This window comes from Kosakonia beeri (assembly GCF_054165705.1).
The window spans coordinates 3,530,435-3,550,651 of the sequence record NZ_CM135106.1 but is presented as its reverse complement, the minus strand read 5'-3'; the positions used below and the strand labels follow the sequence as shown (position 1 = coordinate 3,550,651).

The following is a 20,217-nucleotide window of genomic DNA, read 5'->3' as shown; positions in this document are numbered from 1 at the left end:
ATAATGACCCTTCCCTTTAATCGCTGGCCGGAGGCGTTCGCTCGCCGCTACCGTGAAAAAGGTTACTGGCAGGATGTGCCGTTAACCGACATTCTCACTCGCCATGCGCACAGCGAAGTCACTGCAGTGATTGACGGCGAGCGCGAGTACAGTTATCGCCAGTTACATCAGCTCTCCGACAATCTGGCCTGCTCCCTGCAGGCTCTGGGCCTGAAGCGTGGGGAAACCGCACTGGTGCAGCTCGGCAATGTGGCCGAGTTCTATATCACCTTTTTTGCGCTGCTGAAAATAGGCGTTGCGCCCGTCAATGCGCTGTTCAGCCATCAACGCAGTGAACTGAATGCGTACGCCACGCAGCTCAAACCGGCCTTACTGATTGCCGATCGTGAGCATGCGCTGTTCGCGAACGATGATTTTACAACCGATTTTGTGGCGCAGCACAATGCGGTACGTGTGGTGCTGCTGCGGGGTGACAACGGCGAACATGCGCTGAATGCGGCGATCGCTCGCCCGGCGGATAATTTTATTGCCACGCCGACACCTGCCGATGAAGTGGCGTTCTTTCAGCTTTCCGGCGGCAGCACCGGCACGCCGAAACTGATCCCACGCACCCATAATGACTACTACTACAGCATTGCGCGCAGTAACGAAGTGTGTGGTTTTACGGCGCAAACCCGCTACCTGTGCGCGCTGCCGGCAGCCCATAACTACCCGATGAGCTCACCGGGCGCGCTGGGCGTGTTCCTTGCGCAAGGCTGCGTGGTACTGGCCGCCGATCCGAGCGCCACACTCTGTTTCCCGCTGATTGAAAAACATCACATCACCGTCACAGCGCTGGTGCCACCTGCTGTCAGCCTGTGGTTACAGGCGATCCAGGAGTGGGGGAGCAACACGCAACTGGCATCGTTACGTTTATTGCAGGTGGGCGGCGCGCGGTTGTCGACCACCCTTGCTGCGCGTATTCCGGCAGAAATCGGCTGCCAGTTGCAACAGGTGTTCGGTATGGCGGAAGGGCTAGTGAACTACACCCGACTGGACGATCCGCTGGAGCGCATTATTGCGACTCAGGGACGCCCGATGTGCCCGGACGATGAAGTCTGGGTGGCGGATGAAAACGGCAATCCGCTGCCGCGTGGTGAGGTGGGCCGCCTGATGACGCGCGGCCCTTACACCTTCCGTGGTTATTTCAACAGCCCGGAACACAACGCCAGCGCGTTTGATGAAAACGGTTTTTACTGCTCCGGCGATCTGATTGCCATCGATGACGAAGGCTATATCACCGTGCAAGGGCGTGAAAAAGATCAGATCAACCGCGGGGGCGAGAAGATTGCCGCCGAGGAGATCGAAAACCTGTTGCTGCGTCATGAAGCGGTGATCCACGCCGCCCTGGTCAGCATGGAAGACAGCCTGCTTGGCGAAAAGAGCTGCGCTTACCTGGTGGTGAAAGCGCCGTTACGCGCGGTGGCGATCCGTCGGTTCCTGCGCGAGCAGGGGGTTGCAGAGTTCAAACTGCCGGATCGCGTGGAGTGCGTGGATGCACTGCCGCTGACGCCGGTGGGTAAGGTCGATAAAAAACAGTTACGTCAGTGGCTGGCGCAGCGCGCCCCGGCGTAAAGGAGAGAGAATGGCTATTCCAAAATTACAGGGCTACGCACTGCCAACGGCGGCCGATATCCCGGAAAACAAAGTCAGCTGGGCCTTTGAGCCAGCGCGTGCCGCGCTGCTGATCCACGATATGCAGGAGTACTTTATTCAGTTCTGGGGTGAAAACTGCCCGATGATGCAACAGGTGGTGGCGAATATTGCTGCCCTGCGTCAGTTCTGCAAACAACACCATATTCCGGTCTATTACACGGCGCAGCCGAAAGAGCAGAGCGATGAAGATCGCGCCTTACTGAATGACATGTGGGGGCCGGGCCTGACTCGTTCGCCGGAGCAGCAGCGCATTGTGGCGGCACTGGCACCGGATGAGGCAGATACCGTACTGGTGAAGTGGCGTTACAGCGCATTTCACCGCTCGCCACTGGAGCAGATGCTAAAAGAAACCGGACGTAACCAGCTTCTTATCACCGGGGTTTATTCGCACATTGGCTGTATGACGACCGCCACGGATGCGTTCATGCGCGATATCAAACCGTTTATGGTTGCCGATGCGCTGGCGGATTTCAGCCGTGACGAGCATTTAATGTCGCTGAAATATGTTGCCGGTCGCGCAGGGCGTGTTGTGATGACGCAGGATGTGCTGCCTGTTCCGGGGAGCAAAGCCGCGTTGCGGGCGCTGATCCTGCCGCTGCTTGATGAGACCGACGAGCCGCTCGATGATGAAAATCTGATCGACTACGGACTCGATTCCGTGCGCATGATGGCGCTCGCGGCGCGCTGGCGCAAAGTCCATGGCGACATCGATTTTGTGATGCTGGCGAAGAACCCGACCCTGGATGCCTGGTGGGCGCTGCTCTCTCGCGAGGTGAAATAATGCCTGCGCTGGATTTTACCGGTAAAACCGTGTGGGTAACCGGCGCGGGAAAAGGCATTGGTTACGCCACCGCGCTGGCGTTCGTTGAGGCTGGCGCGCAGGTCACCGGGTTTGATTTGGCGTTTGCCGGGCGCGATTACCCTTTCGCCTGCGAGGTGGTGGACATTGCCAGTGCGGAACAGACGGAAGCCGCCTGTGCGCGTTTGCTGGCGCAGCATAATCGGCTGGATGTGCTGGTGAACGCCGCCGGAATTTTGCATATGGGGGCAACGGATGCGCTCTCACCGCAGGCATGGCAGCAGACCTTTGCGGTGAATGTGGGCGGGGCGTTTAATCTGTTTCGCCTGACCATGTCGCAGTTCCGGCGTCAGCAGAGCGGGGCGATAGTCACGGTCGCCTCGGATGCCGCGCATACGCCACGCATTGGCATGAGTGCCTATGGCGCCTCCAAAGCGGCGCTTAAAAGCCTGGCGCTGACTGTTGGGCTGGAACTGGCGGCAAGCCATGTGCGCTGCAATATTGTTTCGCCCGGTTCAACAGATACCGACATGCAACGCACCTTGTGGGTTAGCGATGATGCTGAACAGCAACGTATTCGCGGTTTTGGCGAACAGTTTAAGCTCGGCATTCCGCTGGGTAAAATCGCCCGTCCACAGGAAGTGGCTAACACAATCCTGTTCCTTGCTTCCGATTTGGCCAGCCACATCACCCTGCAAGATATTGTGGTGGATGGCGGTTCCACGCTGGGGGCATAAATGATCTGGAAACGCCATTTAACCCTCGAAGAACTGAATGCCACCAGCACAGACACGCTGGTCGCGCACCTCGGCATTCTCTATACCCGCCTTGGCGATGACTTGCTGGAAGCGGAGATGCCAGTCGATACGCGCACGCACCAACCCTTTGGTTTGTTGCACGGCGGCGCTTCAGCCGCGCTGGCGGAAACGCTGGGGTCGATGGCGGGCTATCTGATGACCCGTGACGGTGAATGCGTGGTGGGCACGGAGTTAAGCGCCACCCATCATCGCCCGGTATCACAGGGGAAAGTGCGCGGCGTTTGCCAGCCGCTGCATCTTGGCCGGCTGAATCAAAGCTGGGAAATCGTTGTGTTTGATGAGCAAGGGCGTCGCTGCTGTACCTGTCGGTTGAGCACGGCGGTGCTGGGCTAACGAAAGATGTGCGTTCTCTTCTGCTGCAGGAGAGGACGATTCTTGCGATCCCGTTAACACAATCATGTAAATGCCTGGTTGCAGGGCAGATTTTGCTTGTTTCAAAGTTGTTAAATCCCACGAGTTGATATAGATACAAATTGTAATATCTCTCTGTCTCTCAACGGATAACCGCTATGAACAACTCAGGGAAATACCTTCTTTGGGGTTTGCTCTCCCTCGTCGGAGCGTTCGCCCTCGGCTATATCGCACTCAATCGTGGTGAACAGATCAACGCCTTGTGGATCGTCGTGGCGGCTGTCTGTATTTACCTTATCGCTTACCGTTTTTATGGCTTGTATATCGCCAAAACCGTGCTGCAGGTTGACCCGACGCGCATGACGCCGGCGGTACGGCACAATGATGGCCTCGATTATGTGCCGACCGACAAGAAAGTGCTGTTCGGCCACCACTTTGCTGCGATTGCCGGCGCAGGCCCCTTAGTTGGGCCGGTACTGGCGGCACAGATGGGGTATTTGCCTGGCATGATCTGGATCCTGGCGGGCGTGGTGCTGGCCGGTGCGGTGCAGGACTTTATGGTGCTGTTCGTCTCTACCCGCCGCGACGGGCGGTCGCTGGGTGAACTGGTGAAAGAGGAGATGGGCGCGACGGTGGGGGTCATCGCGCTGGTGGCCACTTTTATGATTATGGTGATCATCCTGGCGGTACTGGCGATGATTGTCGTTAAAGCGTTGACCCACAGCCCGTGGGGAACCTACACCGTGGCGTTTACCATTCCGCTGGCCCTTTTTATGGGCATCTATATTCGTTACTTACGCCCCGGTCGCATTGGCGAAGTGTCGGTCATTGGCCTGGTGCTGCTGGTGTTCGCCATTATTTCTGGCGGCTGGGTGGCGGCAAGCCCGGCGTGGGCACCTTACTTTGACTTCACCGGCGTGCAACTGACGTGGATGCTGGTGGGTTACGGCTTTGTTGCCTCTGTACTGCCGGTGTGGCTGCTGCTGGCACCGCGCGATTATCTCTCTACCTTCCTGAAAATCGGCACCATTATTGGCCTGGCAATCGGCATTTTACTGATGCGTCCAACGCTGACCATGCCTGCGCTGACTAAGTTTGTTGATGGTACCGGGCCGGTATGGACCGGTAATTTGTTCCCGTTCCTGTTTATTACCATTGCCTGTGGCGCGGTGTCTGGCTTCCATGCGTTGATCTCCTCCGGCACCACGCCGAAGATGCTCGCCAGCGAAGGGCAGGCCTGTTTTATTGGCTATGGCGGCATGCTGATGGAGTCCTTTGTGGCAATCATGGCGCTGGTGTCGGCCTGCATTATCGACCCGGGCGTCTATTTTGCGATGAACAGCCCCATGGCGGTATTAGCGCCAGCGGGAACCACCGATGTAGTGGCCTCGGCGGCGCAAGTGGTCAGCAGTTGGGGCTTTACCATTACGCCGGATCTGTTGAAACAGATCGCCAACGAAGTGGGAGAGCAGTCGATCATTTCGCGTGCGGGCGGCGCCCCGACGCTGGCCGTTGGTATGGCCTATATTCTGCATGGCGCGATTGGCGGGTTGATGAGCGTCTCGTTCTGGTATCACTTTGCGATCCTGTTTGAAGCGTTGTTTATCCTGACGGCGGTCGATGCCGGGACGCGTGCGGCGCGCTTTATGCTGCAGGATCTACTTGGGGTCATTTCGCCTAACCTGAAACGCACAGAATCGCTACCTGCAAACTTGCTGGCAACGGGGCTGTGCGTGCTGGCGTGGGGCTATTTCCTGCACCAGGGCGTGGTCGATCCACTGGGCGGGATCAACACCTTGTGGCCGCTGTTTGGCATTGCTAACCAGATGCTGGCGGGCATGGCGTTGATGCTCTGCGCGGTGGTGCTGTTTAAGATGAAACGCCAGCGTTATGCGTGGGTCGCGCTGCTGCCGACCGCCTGGTTGCTGGTCTGTACGCTGACCGCTGGCTGGCAAAAAGCCTTCAGCCCGGACAATAAAGTTGGTTTCCTTGCGATTGCCAATAAATTCCAGGCGATGATCGACAGCGGCACTATCCCGGCGCAGTACACGCAGTCACAACTGGCACAGCTGGTGTTCAATAACCGCCTTGATGCCGGTCTGACCATCTTCTTTATGGTGGTAGTGGTCGTGCTGGCGCTCTACTCGCTGAAAACCGCGCTGGCGGCGCTGAAAGTGGATCAGCCGACGGCGAAAGAGACGCCTTATGAGCCGATGCCGGAAACGGTAGAACATAGAGTCGGCCAGGCGAAAGGCGTTCATTAAATGACGTTCCCCCTCTCCCTGGCGGGAGGGGGCGGAGTGAGGAGGTAAGCATGTTCGATACCCTGTCGAAAGCCGGGAAATACTTAGGCCAGGCGGCAAAGATGATGATCGGCGTACCGGATTATGACAATTACGTTGAACATATGCGTGTGACGCACCCGGAGCAGACGCCTATGACGTATGAGGCATTTTTCCGCGAGCGTCAGGATGCACGTTACGGTGGTAAAGGCGGCGCACGCTGCTGTTGAGCCGCCCGGTCTGATGCCGTCAGGCGTTGGTGCCGCCATCCACGACAATGTCCGCCCCGGTGATCTGCTTCGCCGCCGGGCTTGCCAGGAAGGCCACCGCTTCCGCAATATCCTGCGCCTCGCCATAATGACCCAGCGCAATTAACTGGCGCTGGGCTTCCGCACCTTCGCCATCTGCCGGGTTCATATCACTGTCTGTGGAACCGGGCTTCACCATGTTCACGGTAATGCCGCGCGGGCCGAGGTCACGCGCCAGTCCACGCGTGAGTGAGTTAAGCGCTGATTTGGTCATGGAGTAAATGGCAATCTGGCCGAACGGCACGCGATCGGAAAGACAACTGCCGATATTGATGATGCGCCCCCCGTGCGGCAGATGGGGAATGGCCGCCTGCGTTGCATAGACCACACCGCGAATATTAACGTTAATCATGGCGTCGATATCGTCTTGCGACATCTCTTCCAGCAGCCCGCCACGGGCGATACCCGCGTTATTGACCAGAATATCCAGCCCGCCTAATGCTTCCACAGCCTGCGCAACCGCCGCCTGAGTCGCCTGCGGGTTGGCGCTGTCGGCCTGGATCGCTACGCCGTTACGTCCCAACGCGCGGATCCCATCGGCCACTGCCTGCGCCTTATCTGCTGATTTTTCCCAGGTAATGGCGACATCCGCACCGGCCTGCGCCAGCGTCAGCGCAATGGCTTTCCCCAGACCACGACTGGCACCTGTAACAAGCGCGCGTTTACCTGCTAGTGAATATGACATGGTAGCTCCGTAATTATGTATTGATCGACACATAATTAAAATAAGCGTGCTTTCCCTCTGCCGTCAATAGTATTAATATACCGATCAGCACAAAATGCGAGGAGGCGATGTGAGCCGGGGAAGACCACGGGAATTTGACCGTACCGATGCGCTGAACAGCGCGATGAAAGTGTTCTGGCAAAAGGGGTACACCGCCACGTCCATGAGCGATTTGTACGCAGCAATGGGCATTAAATCACCCAGCTTGTATGCGGCGTTCGGCAGCAAAGAAGATCTCTACGAAGAGGTATTGCAGCATTACGAAAAGTGCGTAGCGCCGCTGATTTGGGGGGGGATGGAGAGCGAGCCTTCGACGAAACGGGCGGTGGCGCAGTGGCTGGAACGTTCGGCCGATGCTCTGACCCGTTGCGATATGCCGCACGGCTGTATGGTAACGCTCTCGGCTGTGGCCAGCGAAGGCAACGACAGGCTTGGCCGACGCGTACGTGACTTACGCAGTAGCGGCATTAATTTGCTGAAAGCGCGGTTGACGCAGGCGCAGGCGGCGGGTGATCTGCCTGCCGAAACAGACATTGAGGCACTGACCCGTTTATACGTCAGTATCCAGCAGGGCATGTCAATTCAGGCTCGGGATGGTGCGAGCAGAGAAACGTTGCTCAGCGTCGCCCGAATGGCGATGGCACTGTGGCCTGCCTGACGTAGATATCATGACGGCAGCGAAAAACGCGGCGCTTTCATTCCGCTTTGTTCAGATTTTGCTCTTCGCGCCTGTTTATTGGCACGTGAAATACCCTTTGAGGCGGCAAGCTTGATATATACCCTGGAAAAGCCGCCTTTCTTCTTCGTTATTCCTTACTCGCTCATCGTATACCGGATATATCCTTCTGCAGCCTTGTTAAAATGCATCCTGGCTTATAACACCGGGTCAGTTAATTCTCTATGTAGTACAGAATATAAACGTCTCTTTACTGTTTGTTTTATTATTTTAATACATAAAACAAAGCATTAAGTTATTTTTTGATTTAAGTGAAATTTTATTTATGCTGATTTATACCATTTATGGGAGCTTGTTTTTTTATTATTTTCGTAAGACCATATTTATAAGTAATGAGTTTGTTGTACTTAAGTCAAATATATCGACTCTGTTTACTGATCTATTTCGTGAGTGTTAAGCGCGCATTGTCTGGCGCTGTTTCCATTATTTGTGCAGTGCATCGCCCCGCCATCTCCTCATGGCAGACAAGGATGCTGTACGCCAGCCATATCGTATTCCGCCTGACTCAGGCTGGAGGATCTTCGCGTTAACTGGCGCGTGGCTGTCTCTTTTTAAAGGAATAAGAAGATGAATACTGATAAACCGGTTCGTTTCTCTCAACGTGCGCTCAGCTGGTTTATCATCGGGCTGCTGGTCTGGCAGCCGGTGGCCCCGGCCTTTGCCGCCGCCATCACTCCGAACGGGCAGACCACCCTGGACCAGGCCGCCAACGGCGTGCCGGTGGTCAATATCGCCACCCCCAACGGCGCGGGGATTTCCCATAATCAGTTCAATGAGTACAACGTCGGCAAAGAGGGGCTGATCCTCAACAACGCCACCGGCCAGCTGACGCAGACGCAGCTTGGCGGCCTGATCCAGAACAACCCCAACCTGCGTGCCGGGCAGGAAGCGCGCGGCATTATCAACGAAGTGACCGGCGCCAGCCGCTCGCAGCTGCAGGGCTACACCGAAGTGGCCGGGCGGGCGGCGAACGTGATGGTTGCCAACCCGTATGGCATCACCTGTAACGGCTGCGGCTTTATCAACACGCCGAACGTCACCCTCACCACCGGTAAACCGCAGTTTGATGCGGCCGGAAATCTTTCCGCGCTGGAAGTCACAAAAGGCACCCTGACGGTGGAAGGCCAGGGGCTGGACGCCAGCGGCAGCGATGCGCTGTCGCTGATTTCGCGCGCCACGGAAGTGAATGCCGCCATTCATGCAAAAGATTTAACCATTACCGTCGGGGCCAGCCGGGTGGATGCCAGTGGCAAGGCGACGGCGATGGCCGGAGAAGGCGCAGCGCCAGTGGTGGCGGTGGATACCGGGGCGCTGGGGGGCATGTACGCCAACCGTATCCATCTGGTATCCACGGAAAACGGCGTCGGGGTGAACCTTGGCAACCTGACGGCGCGCCAGGGGGACATCACGCTGGATGCCCGCGGCAGAATGACCGTGCGCAACAGTGTGGCCGCCGGGTCGCTGGCGGCGAAAGGCGACAGCGTGACGCTGAACGGCAGCCATAAAGCGGGCGGTGATATCGCGGTGCAGGCCGCACAGGATGTGGCGCTGAACAACGCGACGCTCGCTGCCGACGGCAGACTGATGCTCAGCGGCAACGGTAACACCACGCTCAACGCCAGCCGGCTCTCCGGCGGCAGCGATATCGCCCTGAGTGGAAAACAGATAAGCGCAGACGCCGCAAGCCAGGCCAGCGCTACACGCCATGCCACTCTGGAAGCGCAAAACCTCCACTGGCAGGGCGAATTGTCCGCAGGCGGCGACGGCCGGATAACGGCCAGTACTCTGGATAACCGCGGAACGATCACGGCAAAAGGGCAACTGACCACCGCCAGCGACAGCCTGCAAAACAGCGGCACCCTGCAGGGGCAGACGCTGGAAATTAACAGCCAGACGGCACAAAACAGCGGCACGCTGATGTCAGCCGGTGATACCCGCATTACCGCCGGACAACTGGACAACCAGGGAACCGCTGCGGCTAAAGGTCACCTGACCGCCAGTACTTCAGCCCTGACCAACAGCGGCACGCTACAGGGTGAGACGCTGGACATTCAGGGAGACAGTGTGCAGAACAGCGGCACATTGCTCTCTGCCGCACAGACGAACATCACCGCCGGGAAACTGGATAACCACGGCTCGGTGGCGGCAAAAGGGCGGCTGACCGTCACGGCCGGCAGCCTTGGCAACAGTGGCACCCTGCAGGGGCAGACCCTGAATGCGTCCGGTGATGTGGTGCAGAACAACGGTACGCTGGCCTCCGACGGTACACTGACGGTGAACGCCGGGACGCTGACCACCGGCGCGGATTCGTCCATCACCGGTAAAGCAGATGTGACGCTGACGGCGCAGAACACGGCTGACCTGAACGGGCGGCTGAATGCTGACCAGGCGCTGAGCATCAGGACGGCTGAGCTGCAGACCCGCCAGACTGCGCAGCTGCAGAGTGGCGGTAACATGACGCTGGCGGCAGGCAGCCACGCCACGCTGAACGGCACCCAGGCGGCGAAAGGCACCCTCGGCGTCAGCGCAACAACACTCAGCCACGGCGGGAAGTCAAATGCCGGGGCCATCACCCTGACCGCGCCGGACGGCATCACCAACAGCGGCACGCTGGTGGCAGATACGCTGAACCTCAGCGGCACGCACATTATCAACAGCGGCCTGTTACAGGGCACGCAGGGGCTGAACCTGCAGACCGGCGGGCTGGATAACCTTGCCGGCGGCACCCTCTACAGCGCGCAGGACCTGGCACTCGACCTTCCGGAGCTGACCAACAACGGACTCATCACCACCGACCGTGACCTGCGCCTGAGTGGCGGCACGCTGGTCAACGGCGGCGAAATCAACGGTGTGAATCTGTTCAGCGATTACGCCAGTCTGGGCAACAGCGGGCGACTGCTGGCGGATAACGGGCTGAGCCTGACGGCGGACAATATTACTAACCGCGGTCTGCTGGCGGCGAAAACTGTCGATATCACTGCCGGGACGCTGCACAACCAGGGCACCGTACAGGGCGACGACGTGCTGACGCTGGCCGCGCAGACCACCGTCAGCAGCGGAGCAATGCGCAGCGCGGGCGCGCTGACGCTCACCGGGCAGACGCTGGATAACAGCGGCACTCTCGGCGCCACGTCGCTGCTGCTGACGCTGGCGCAGCAGGTGAACAACCGCGCCGACGGGCGTCTGGTTGCGGATAACGCCCTGACGCTGACGGCCCCACAACTGCTCAACAGCGGCCTGATTGCGGCGACCAAACTCGAACTCAATAACCCCGACATCACCAACAGCGGCACCCTGCAGGGGACGGATTCGCTCACGGCCACCGGTACAGCGCTCACCAACCAGCAGGGCGGCTTACTGCTGAGCGCGGGCAGTCTGGTGCTGAAAAACGATCGCCTGACCAACGCCGGTCAGCTGCAGGGCGACACCCTTAACCTCGCCACCGGCGAATGGATCAACAGCGGTAATGCGCTTGGCGAAAATGGCCTCAGCGCTACCGTCAGCGGGCGTTTCACCAACCAGGGCAGGCTGCTGAGTCAGAAGGCGCTGGCGGTAGAGGCGGGCAGCAGCCAGAACAGCGGATCGCTGATGGCAAAAGTGCTGACGCTGCAGGGCGACCTGCATAACAGCGGCCTGTTACAGGGTACAGAAAGCCTGGCATGGCAGGGCGGCAGCCTGACCAGCAGCGGGCAGATGGCCAGCGGCGACAGCCTGACGCTGCACGGTACGACGCTGGAAAACCAGGGCAGCATCCTGAGCCAGACGCTGGCAGATATCACCGCCACAGAGGTATTGAATACCGGCACGCTGGCGGCGAAAGATCTGCGTATCAGCGCGCCACGCATCACCAGCAACGGCATCGTGCAGGGTAACGACAGCCTGATCCTGACCACGCAGGATCTGGTCAACGGCAGCACCGGGCAGCTTGTCAGCGGTAGCGACCTGAACCTGGATCTGACCTCGCTGGACAACCAGGGGCTGCTGTCTGTGAATGACGCCCTGACGCTTAAAGCCAGCACGCTGACCAACCGCGGCGACCTGGAGGCCGGAGCGCTGGATCTGACGCTGAATGGCGCCCTGGATAATCAGGGTGTCATGCTCGCCCGCCAGGACGCGACCCTGCGTGGCAGCGCGCTGGGCAACAGCGGAAAAATAGCGGCGGACAGCCTCACGGTATCGGGTACCACGGTGATCAACAGCGGACTGGTGCAGGGCACCCGGAGGGCGCAGGCTACGGCGGACACGTTCACCACCACGACCGGCGGCACATGGCTCTCCGGCGGTGCACTGGCGTTGAATGCGGGCGCTTTCAGCAATACCGGGACCTGGCAGGGCAGTACAGTGGCGCTGACCGGGAACGCGCTGGATAACCAGGGCGTGATTAACGGTCTGCAGGGGCTGACCGGGGTGATCAGCGACAGACTGGTCAACGGCGGCCAGATGGTCAGCGGCGGGCTCACAGATTTGCAGGCGGGCACGCTCGGTAACAGCGGACGCATCACCGGCGACACACTGGCGCTGCATGCCGCGACGCTGACGAACAGCGGTCTGTGGCAGGGCACCCGGGGTCTGGCGCTGAGCGGGGACACGCTCACCACCGGGGCCGGCTCCCGCACCCTGAGCGGCGGGGGCTTCACCGTTAAAGCCGGGCAACTGTCCACACAGGGCACACTGCAGGGCGGGACGGTCAGCGTCACGGCGGATGACTGGACGCTCGGCGGCTCGCTGCTGAGCCAGGGTGATTTTAACGCCCGGGTGGGCGGCGCACTGACGCTCTCCGGGTCGCTGGCAGGCCAGGGCGCGGCAGATATTCAGGCGCAGACGCTGCACAACAGCGGGCAGCTCCTCAGTGAGGGCGATGTGACGCTGAGCGGCGGGACGCTGGAGAACAGCGGGACGGTACAGGGGAAAACCCTGGCAGCGCACGGGGCGGGCATGACCAACAACGGCACACTGACCGGGCTGGACAGCCTGACACTGGACGCCGCACAGCCCGCCGCCGCTCTGATGGCGCGCATGGCGATGGCCGCTCCGCAACTGACGCTGATTAACGGGGATAACGGGGCGCTGTTAACCCGCGGAACGCTGGATATCACCGCCGGCACGGTGGATAACCGCGGCAGCTGGCAGGGCAACACCGTGCTGCTGGCGGCGCAGTCGCTGGATAACCGCGGTGCCATTCAGAGCGCGGGTGACCTGACCCTGCAGCTGACCGGCAGCCTGAGTTCGGCGGCGGGCAGCAAAATCACCGCCGCAGGCACGGCGGCCCTGCAGGCGCTGTCGCTGGCGAACCAGGGGCAGTGGGCGGCGAAAAACCTGACCCTGCGGGGCACCACGCTGACCAGCGGCGGGGCGGTGAGCGGCAGCGACGGGCTGACCGTGGCGCTGACGGGCACGGCAACCCAGCTGGCGGGCGGCTCGCTGGCCAGTAACGGCGTGCTGAACCTGCGTGCGGACTCCCTCGGCAATGCAGGGAAAATTCAGGGGAACGGGCTGGCGGTCACGGCGAATTCGCTGACCAACAGCGCCGGCGGTGAGATGGTGAGTACGCAGGGGCTGACCCTGACCACGCCGTCCCTGTTTAACTACGGCCTGATTCAGGGCGGCGGCGAGTCGCGTATTGATGCCACCACCCAGGCACGCAACGAGGGCAGACTGCTTTCCGGCGGGCAGCTGACGCTGACCACCCCGCAGTACACCGGGGCGGGCTGGCTGCAGGCCACGAACCTTATTCTCAACGCCGCCATTAACGGCGGCACCGGCACGCTGCTGGCCGACCAGATGACGCTGACCGGCGACAGCTTCACTAACCAGGGCACCACCCAGGCGAATACCCTGACGCTCCGTTACACACGGCTCACCAACACCGGCACGCTGCTCGGTAAGAACCAGCTGACGGTGAACGCCACGCAGATGGAACAGTCCGCCGGGGGTAAACTGTTCAGCGGCGGCGACCTGTTTGTGGGGGCCGGCAGCCTGGATGCGCTGGGCCAGGTGGTGGCGCTGGGTAACCTGACGCTGCAGCTGACGAATGCCTTTACGGCCAGGACCGCGCTGGCGGCAGGCAACACCCTGAGCGTCACCAGCAACGGGGCGATAGATAACCAGAGCGTGCTGCAGGGCCAGGCGGTGAACCTGAGCGCGGGCGGGCAACTGACCAGTAACGGCCGCATCACCACCGGCAGCGGCACGAGCACCTTAAGCGGCAGCGCCATCGTGCTGAACGGCAACAGCACCCTTCAGGGCGGCGGGGATATCACGCTGGCCAGCCGGGGCAGCATCACGGCGAACGGCTTTGCCGGCACGCGCGGCAGCCTGACGCTGAGTGCGCCGGGGGCGATTATCAACACCGCACTGCTGTATGCGGCGAACAACCTGGCGCTGTACGCCAGCAGCATCACCAACCAGCGCGGCGACATGCTGGCGGGCAATAACCTGTGGCTGCAGCGGGACGCAGCGGGCAATGCCAGCAGCGAGGTGGTCAACACCTCCGGCAATATCGAGACCACGAACGGTGATATCACCATCCGCACCGCGAAATTGCTCAATGAACGCGAGGGGATCAGTGAGTCGCGCAGCTATCAGGCGGCGGCAGGGAGTCCTGCGGCAGGCGGTGCCAGCTCGATCCAGGTGAGAGTCCGGGATCTTCCCCCGGACGAATGGGGATACATTTTTACGATTATCAATAACGCGGGCGGTGGTGGTGCGATTGGTGATGTCGTGCCAATGGCCAAAGGCAGTGTGAAACGCTACTTAGTCGGTTCCACCGTGGTTAACGTCACGGCGAAGGGGGGCGCCTCGCAAATCTCTGCGGGACACAATCTTAACGTGAATGCCGCCACGCTCAATAACCAGGCCAGTAATTTAATGGCTGGCAATGAGGTAAACCTCGCGGGGACCACACTGAATAACCAGTCTTATTTTGGCTATTCAGAGGATGAATACAGGACTTACCGATACCACGGGAAAACAGGCAAAGCATCCAGTATCGATGGAACGCCTACTTCGGTAAAAAATAAAAACCGTGTCGTGACGTATACACTGGACGGTGCACCGGAGTATGACACGCATAATACCGATCAGGTTTTTCGCTCGGTGATTCAGGCTGGCGGTAGGGTTAACGCCAACTTTTCGAGCAATATCAGTAATACCGCGACGACATCAAATGGTGGGGGAATAACCCATGCCATTGCAGCCCCTTCGCTGAACAGCCTGAGCAATCAGGCCATTGGCTCCGGGGTACAAAAACAGAGCCTGAATAACGGCAGTGTGTTGACAGTCAACTCTCCGCAGTGGCAGGACCAGTTGCACAACGCCCTGCAACACATCAACGGTGGCGGCGCGCTGGAGAGTGGCGGCGCTGCCGGGGCGGAGATGGGCGGCATCCGCACGCAACAAAAAGGCAGTGCCAGTCTTGGCAGTCTCGCCAGTGCGGGCGTCACCAGTGCGGTGTTGAAAAACATCAGTAATGGCGCCCTGAGCCAGCATCAGGGTAAATCTGTCGACACCAGCGCTTATCCGCTGCCGTCCGGTAATAACGGCTATTTTGTGGTGTCGGATAACCCGAAAAGCCCGTATCTCATTACCATTAACCCGAAACTCGACGGCCTCGGGCAGCTTGACCCGAACCTGTTTGGCGATCTGAACAAACTGCTCGGCATCAGCCCGCCGTCCGCTCCGCGTGAAACCAACAGCGCCTATACCGACGAGAAAAAATTCCTCGGCTCCTCGTACATGCTGAGTCGCATCAAACTGAACCCGGACTACGACTACCGTTTCCTCGGCGATGCGGCATTCGACACCCGTTATGTCAGTAACGTGGTGCTGAACCAGACCGGCAGCCGCTACCTTAACGGCATCGGTACCGATCTCGACCAGATGCGTTACCTGATGGATAACGCCGCCAGTGCCCAGCAGTCGCTGGGGCTGAAGTTTGGTGTGGCGCTTTCCGCCGATCAAATCGCTTCGCTCGATCACAGCATTCTGTGGTGGGAAGCTGCCACGATTAACGGCGAAACGGTGATGATCCCCAAAGTTTACCTGTCGCCAAAAGACGTGACGGTCAACAACGGCAGCGTCATTGCCGGTAATAATGTCAGCCTGAAAGGCGGCAGTGTCACCAACAGTGGCAGTACGCTGATTGCCAAAAATGCACTCAGCCTTGAGAGCCAGGGGGCAATTAACAACCTCAGTGACGGCGCGCTGAAAGCTGGCGGGAGCCTCAATTTAAGCGCAATCGGCGATATTAATAACATCAGTTCAACCATCAACGGCAAAACGGTTGGCCTGGAGAGTCAGAACGGCAGTGTGAATAACGTCACACTGGCGAAAGAGTTTGAACTGAACAACACACGTGGCGGGCGTACCGTCAACGTTAAGGAAACCCTGCTGGGAAATACGGCGTCCATTGTCGCGCAGGATTCGCTGGGCATTCTTGCCGGGAAAGACATTTCAGTGAAAGGCGCCGCATTGTCAGCCGGTAGTGATCTCTTGTTAAACGCTTATGGCGATGTCTCCATCACCGCGAATCAAGTGAATAACAATGTCAGCCAGGCCGGTTACTACGGGAAAACCGTGCGGAATGTTTCTGCTTCGCAACAGGGGAGCGCGATCCTCGCGGGTGGCGATCTGAATGTTAAAGCGGGCAAGGACATTACACTCAGCGCAAGCAAGGCGAATGCAGAGAAGGCGGTTACCCTTGCTGCGGGTAACGACGTGCATTTGCAGGCTGCGGCGGCAACCGAAAGTCATCGTTTCCAGGCCAAAAAGAAAACCGTGATTAATGAGCAGGTGCGCCAGCAGGGCACAGAGATTGCCAGCGGTACTGACACGTTAATCATTGCTGGCCGGGATGTGAACGCCGAAGCGGCGCAGGTGACAACAAAAGGTAACATCGGTGTACTGGCCGGGCGCGACGTTAACCTGACGACGGCTACCGAAAGCGATTACCACTACAAAGAAGAGACCAAAACCAAAAAAGGTTTCCTGAGTAAAAGCACGACGCACACCATTTCAGAGCAGAGCGCCACACGCGAAGCAGGAACCCTGCTGAGCGGAGACAGCGTGACAGTTAAAGCAGGTAATGACCTGCAGGTGAAAGGCTCTGCTGTGGTGGGCGACAGTGATGTGGCGCTGAATGCGGGTCACAACGTTGATATTACGGCGGCGACCAACACCGATGCCAACTGGCAACTGAAAGAAAAGAAAAAGAGCGGCCTGATGGGTTCCGGCGGCATCGGCTTTACCATCGGCAGCAGTAAAACGAAGCAGGATCTGAAGCAGAAAGGCACAACCCAGAGCCAGAGCACCAGTACCATTGGCAGCAATGGCGGAGACGTAAGCATCACTGCCGGTAATCAGTTACACGTTGGCGGCTCGGACGTTATCGCCAAAGATGCGCTCACCCTGACCGGTGACAGCGTGGTGATCGATCCGGGACATGACAAACGCACAACAGACCAGAAATTTGAGCAGAAGAGCAGTGGCCTGACAGTCGCGCTAACCGGTGCGATGGTCGATGCAGTCAACAGTGCCGTCACAACCGCCCAGGCGGCAAGCAAACAAAGTGATTCCCGTCTGGCTGCATTGCAGGCCACCAAATCGGTGCTTTCCGGCTATCAGGCTATGCAGGGCAAAGAGATGGCGGACACCACTGGCGAGCCCAATTCCGGTATCCGGGTCAGCGTTTCACTGACCACGCAGAAATCGAAATCTGAGCAGCACCAGGTATCGGATCAGGTCAGCGGTTCGACGCTGAATGCCGGCGGTGATCTGTCGATTAACGCCACCGGTAAAAATCATGAAGCCAACAGCGGCGACATTCTGGTTGCTGGCAGCAGCATGAAAGCGGGCGGCGATGCCAGCCTGAACGCGGCGCGGGATATTCTCCTGACCGGCGCGGCCAGTACGCAGAAAACCACCGGCAGTAACAGCAGCAGCGGTGGCGGTGTGGGCGTCAGCTTTGGCGTCGGCCAGGGAGGCGCAGGTCTCAGCGTCTTTGCCAATGTCAATGCGGCAAAAGGTCATGAAAAAGGCGACGGTACCGACTGGACTGAAACCACGCTGGACAGCGGGGGTAAGGTGTTGCTGCACAGTGGGCAGGATACATCGCTGACTGGCGCGCAGGTCAGCGGTAACCAGGTAACGGCGGACGTTGGGCGTAACCTGACCGTCACCAGCCTGCAGAACAGCAATAACTACGACTCGAAGCAAAGCAGCGTCAGCGCAGGTGGTAGCTTCACCTTCGGCAGCATGACGGGTTCGGGCTATGTCAACGTTAGCCAGGACAAAATGCACAGCACCTTCGACAGTGTCGCCGAGCAGAGCGGGATATTTGCCGGTGCGGGCGGCTTTGATGTTACGGTCGGCAACCATACTCAACTCAATGGCGGGGCTATTGGCAGCACGGCCACGGCAGATAAAAACAGCCTTGATACCGGTACGCTGGGCTACAGCAATATCACCAACAAAGCGGACTACAAGGTTTCGCACTCCGGCGGTGGCTTCAGCTCCTCCGCGAGCATGGGGGCGCAGGCTGCATTAAATGCAGCCAGTACGCTGATGTCGAGCGTGGGCGGTTCGGGGCATGCACAGGGCACCACCCAGGCGGCAGTTTCAGACGGCACAATCACGGTTCGCAATACGGCGAACCAGCAGCAGGATGTCAGCGGGCTGCAAAGGGATGTGACCCAGGCCAACGACGCCATCAGCCCGATCTTTAACAAAGAGAAGGAGCAGAATCGCCTGCAGGCCGTACAGATGGTCAGCGATATTGGCAATCAAGTGGCGGATATTGTGCGCACCCAGAGCGATATCGATGGTCTGAAAGCGGCGATCGCCAAAACCGGCACGTCGCTTGAGGGGCTGCCGGAGAAAGAGCGCCTGCAAAAACTGGCGGTATTACGCAATACGCCAGAGTACAAAAAGGTGGCCGATAACACCGGTACCGGCAGTGATGTGCAGCGTGCGATCACCGCTGCAACCGCTGCTATCAGCGGGCTGGCGGGCGGCAATATCAATGCGGCGTTGGCGGGGGCTGCGGCACCGTATATCGCCAATGAAATCGGTAAAAACATCACCGACCAGAATACCGCAGCGGGGATTATGGCCCATGCGGTCGTCAATGCTGTGCTGGCGAAAGTGCAGGGTCAGGATGCACTGGTCGGCGCTTCTGGCGCGGTAGTGGGTGAAGCCACGGGCATTTTGCTGGCGAAGCAGGTGTACGGCAAAGATCCTGCCGCGCTGACGGATACCGAAAAACAGACCGTTGCGGCGCTCTCTACGCTGGTGTCCGGGCTGTCTGGCGGATTGATGGGCGGCAACACGGAAACGGCAGCCGCGGCGGCGAAGGCCGGGCAAACAACGGTCGAAAATAATGCCCTGAAAAGAAAAGACGCCACGGAATTATTCAAGCAACTCAATGAATGCAAAGATGACACTTGCCGCAAAGAGGTCACCAAAAAGTATGCGGCAATCTCCAAAGAGCAGGAAGCCAGCGTGGCGAACTGCAAGGGGGCAGAGTGCCGGGAAAAAATTAAGGAGATGCAGGACATCACATCAGACTATGCGGAACGTTCCGAAGAACTGATGAACGCCTGGCATGAAGGACGCCACCTCACGGATGCCGAGTTCCAGGAATTAATGTACTTGCGCAGTACCGGGGCGGATCTGCAAAGGGTCACATTGATGGCCGTGCGTAACGGCGGGTCGGCGCGAGACTTGCTGGATGCAATGGCCGACGCTGGGGGATCGAACCTGGTTGGCGGTGGCAAACGCGGCCCGTCCAAAGCCACGTCGGGGAAAGAGAGTCAAACTGGCAGTAAAAACATGCCCCCGGAGGAAAGTCCGCAGCCCGAACTGAGCGCTGGTGACTGGAAAGCCGGTAAAGGTGACTACAGCGAAACACAAAATGGCGTTACCACGGTTGAGCATCCGACAGGTAAATATGATGGTAACGGGCTGCCTTATACGCAGGAGAGTAGTGCCCAGGCCTCAGGAAAAAATAAAGATACGCAAATATGGACTGGCACTAAAAAAAGCGATCCGGTGACCAATGCGTATGAGCACTGGGATAAACACAAATCTGAGTTTCCTGAGTACCAAAACGCAACCCAATATGTGAATGCTACGCATGATTTTGTTACGAGGCCACCTGAGGGAACACTCACGAAAACGCGGCCTAATGGCGACACCTTGTATTACAATCCGGCAAGCAATACTTTTGCCGCTAAAGATGCAAATGGCGTGCCCAGAACCATGTTCAGGCCCGAAAAAGCGATGGAATACTGGAATAAACAATGACAGAAGACGACTTAAATTCATGCCCATGTTGTGGCCACAAAACAATAAGCGAACCTGGATGCTATGAGGTTTGCCCTGTCTGTGACTGGGAGGATGATCCGGTTCAATCATCCGACCCCGCTTTTGCTGGCGGAGCAAATGCATTAAGCCTGGAGGATGCCAGAAGGGAATTTTTGCAGAAATCCAGTTAGCGTTACTACAAGG

General features: G+C 58.8%; 10 protein-coding genes. 9 read left to right on the top strand and 1 reads right to left on the bottom strand.

Features of this window, described 5'->3' with window-relative positions; genetic code table 11:
* The first annotated feature begins 3 nt into the window (after nucleotides 1–3).
* The 6 genes from entE to ACUY4S_RS16825 all read left to right on the top strand — a co-directional run bounded on the left by entE (nucleotide 4) and on the right by ACUY4S_RS16825 (nucleotide 6,175).
* Nucleotides 4–1,614 carry a (2,3-dihydroxybenzoyl)adenylate synthase EntE gene (gene entE / locus ACUY4S_RS16850; protein ID WP_312691024.1) on the top strand — a complete coding sequence of 537 codons (1,611 nt, stop codon included), beginning with the start codon at nucleotides 4–6 and terminating at the stop codon, nucleotides 1,612–1,614.
* 10 nt (nucleotides 1,615–1,624) lie between these two features.
* Nucleotides 1,625–2,476, top strand: coding sequence for an isochorismatase (locus tag ACUY4S_RS16845; protein WP_312691025.1), 852 nt, complete (start codon nucleotides 1,625–1,627; stop codon nucleotides 2,474–2,476).
* Nucleotides 2,476–3,231 carry a 2,3-dihydro-2,3-dihydroxybenzoate dehydrogenase EntA gene (gene entA / locus ACUY4S_RS16840; protein WP_458022481.1) on the top strand — a complete coding sequence of 252 codons (756 nt, stop codon included), beginning with the start codon at nucleotides 2,476–2,478 and terminating at the stop codon, nucleotides 3,229–3,231. Before ACUY4S_RS16845 ends, entA begins: the two co-directional genes overlap by 1 nt.
* Nucleotides 3,232–3,645, top strand: coding sequence for a proofreading thioesterase EntH (gene entH / locus ACUY4S_RS16835; RefSeq protein WP_312691027.1), 414 nt, complete (start codon nucleotides 3,232–3,234; stop codon nucleotides 3,643–3,645).
* A 176-nt stretch (nucleotides 3,646–3,821) separates the two neighbouring features.
* Complete coding sequence (cstA, locus tag ACUY4S_RS16830; protein ID WP_458022482.1) at nucleotides 3,822–5,927, top strand: pyruvate/proton symporter CstA; 2,106 nt, start codon at nucleotides 3,822–3,824, stop codon at nucleotides 5,925–5,927.
* A gap of 50 nt (nucleotides 5,928–5,977) precedes the next feature.
* Nucleotides 5,978–6,175 (top strand): YbdD/YjiX family protein, encoded by a 198-nt coding sequence (locus ACUY4S_RS16825; protein WP_312691029.1) that lies wholly within the window; start codon nucleotides 5,978–5,980, stop codon nucleotides 6,173–6,175.
* A 19-nt stretch (nucleotides 6,176–6,194) separates the two neighbouring features.
* On the opposite strand, the gene ACUY4S_RS16820 is transcribed toward ACUY4S_RS16825, so the two are convergent.
* Nucleotides 6,195–6,938, bottom strand: coding sequence for an SDR family NAD(P)-dependent oxidoreductase (locus ACUY4S_RS16820; RefSeq protein WP_458022483.1), 744 nt, complete (start codon nucleotides 6,936–6,938; stop codon nucleotides 6,195–6,197).
* 109 nt (nucleotides 6,939–7,047) lie between these two features.
* On the opposite strand from ACUY4S_RS16820, the gene ACUY4S_RS16815 reads away from it, so the two are divergent.
* The 3 genes from ACUY4S_RS16815 to ACUY4S_RS16805 all read left to right on the top strand — a co-directional run bounded on the left by ACUY4S_RS16815 (nucleotide 7,048) and on the right by ACUY4S_RS16805 (nucleotide 20,204).
* On the top strand, nucleotides 7,048–7,635 hold the full coding sequence (locus ACUY4S_RS16815) for a TetR/AcrR family transcriptional regulator (protein ID WP_312691031.1): 588 nt from the start codon (nucleotides 7,048–7,050) through the stop codon (nucleotides 7,633–7,635).
* 645 nt (nucleotides 7,636–8,280) lie between these two features.
* The gene (locus ACUY4S_RS16810; protein ID WP_458022484.1) at nucleotides 8,281–20,013 is read left to right on the top strand and encodes a hemagglutinin repeat-containing protein; all 11,733 of its coding nucleotides are present in this window, start codon (nucleotides 8,281–8,283) and stop codon (nucleotides 20,011–20,013) included.
* On the top strand, nucleotides 20,010–20,204 hold the full coding sequence (locus tag ACUY4S_RS16805) for a CPCC family cysteine-rich protein (protein WP_312691468.1): 195 nt from the start codon (nucleotides 20,010–20,012) through the stop codon (nucleotides 20,202–20,204). The genes ACUY4S_RS16810 and ACUY4S_RS16805 overlap by 4 nt, the downstream gene beginning before the upstream one ends.
* The last annotated feature ends 13 nt before the right edge of the window (nucleotides 20,205–20,217 follow it).

Excerpts from the sequence above, each read along its gene's own strand:
- entH (WP_312691027.1), top strand. The coding sequence starts at position 3,232 with ATGATCTGGAAACGCCATTTAACCCTCGAAGAACTGAATGCCACCAGC.
- ACUY4S_RS16805 (WP_312691468.1), top strand. The coding sequence starts at position 20,010 with ATGACAGAAGACGACTTAAATTCATGCCCATGTTGTGGCCACAAAACA.
- ACUY4S_RS16810 (WP_458022484.1), top strand. The coding sequence starts at position 8,281 with ATGAATACTGATAAACCGGTTCGTTTCTCTCAACGTGCGCTCAGCTGG.
- entA (WP_458022481.1), top strand. The coding sequence starts at position 2,476 with ATGCCTGCGCTGGATTTTACCGGTAAAACCGTGTGGGTAACCGGCGCG.
- ACUY4S_RS16825 (WP_312691029.1), top strand. The coding sequence starts at position 5,978 with ATGTTCGATACCCTGTCGAAAGCCGGGAAATACTTAGGCCAGGCGGCA.
- entE (WP_312691024.1), top strand. The coding sequence starts at position 4 with ATGACCCTTCCCTTTAATCGCTGGCCGGAGGCGTTCGCTCGCCGCTAC.
- cstA (WP_458022482.1), top strand. The coding sequence starts at position 3,822 with ATGAACAACTCAGGGAAATACCTTCTTTGGGGTTTGCTCTCCCTCGTC.
- ACUY4S_RS16845 (WP_312691025.1), top strand. The coding sequence starts at position 1,625 with ATGGCTATTCCAAAATTACAGGGCTACGCACTGCCAACGGCGGCCGAT.
- ACUY4S_RS16820 (WP_458022483.1), bottom strand. The coding sequence starts at position 6,938 with ATGTCATATTCACTAGCAGGTAAACGCGCGCTTGTTACAGGTGCCAGT.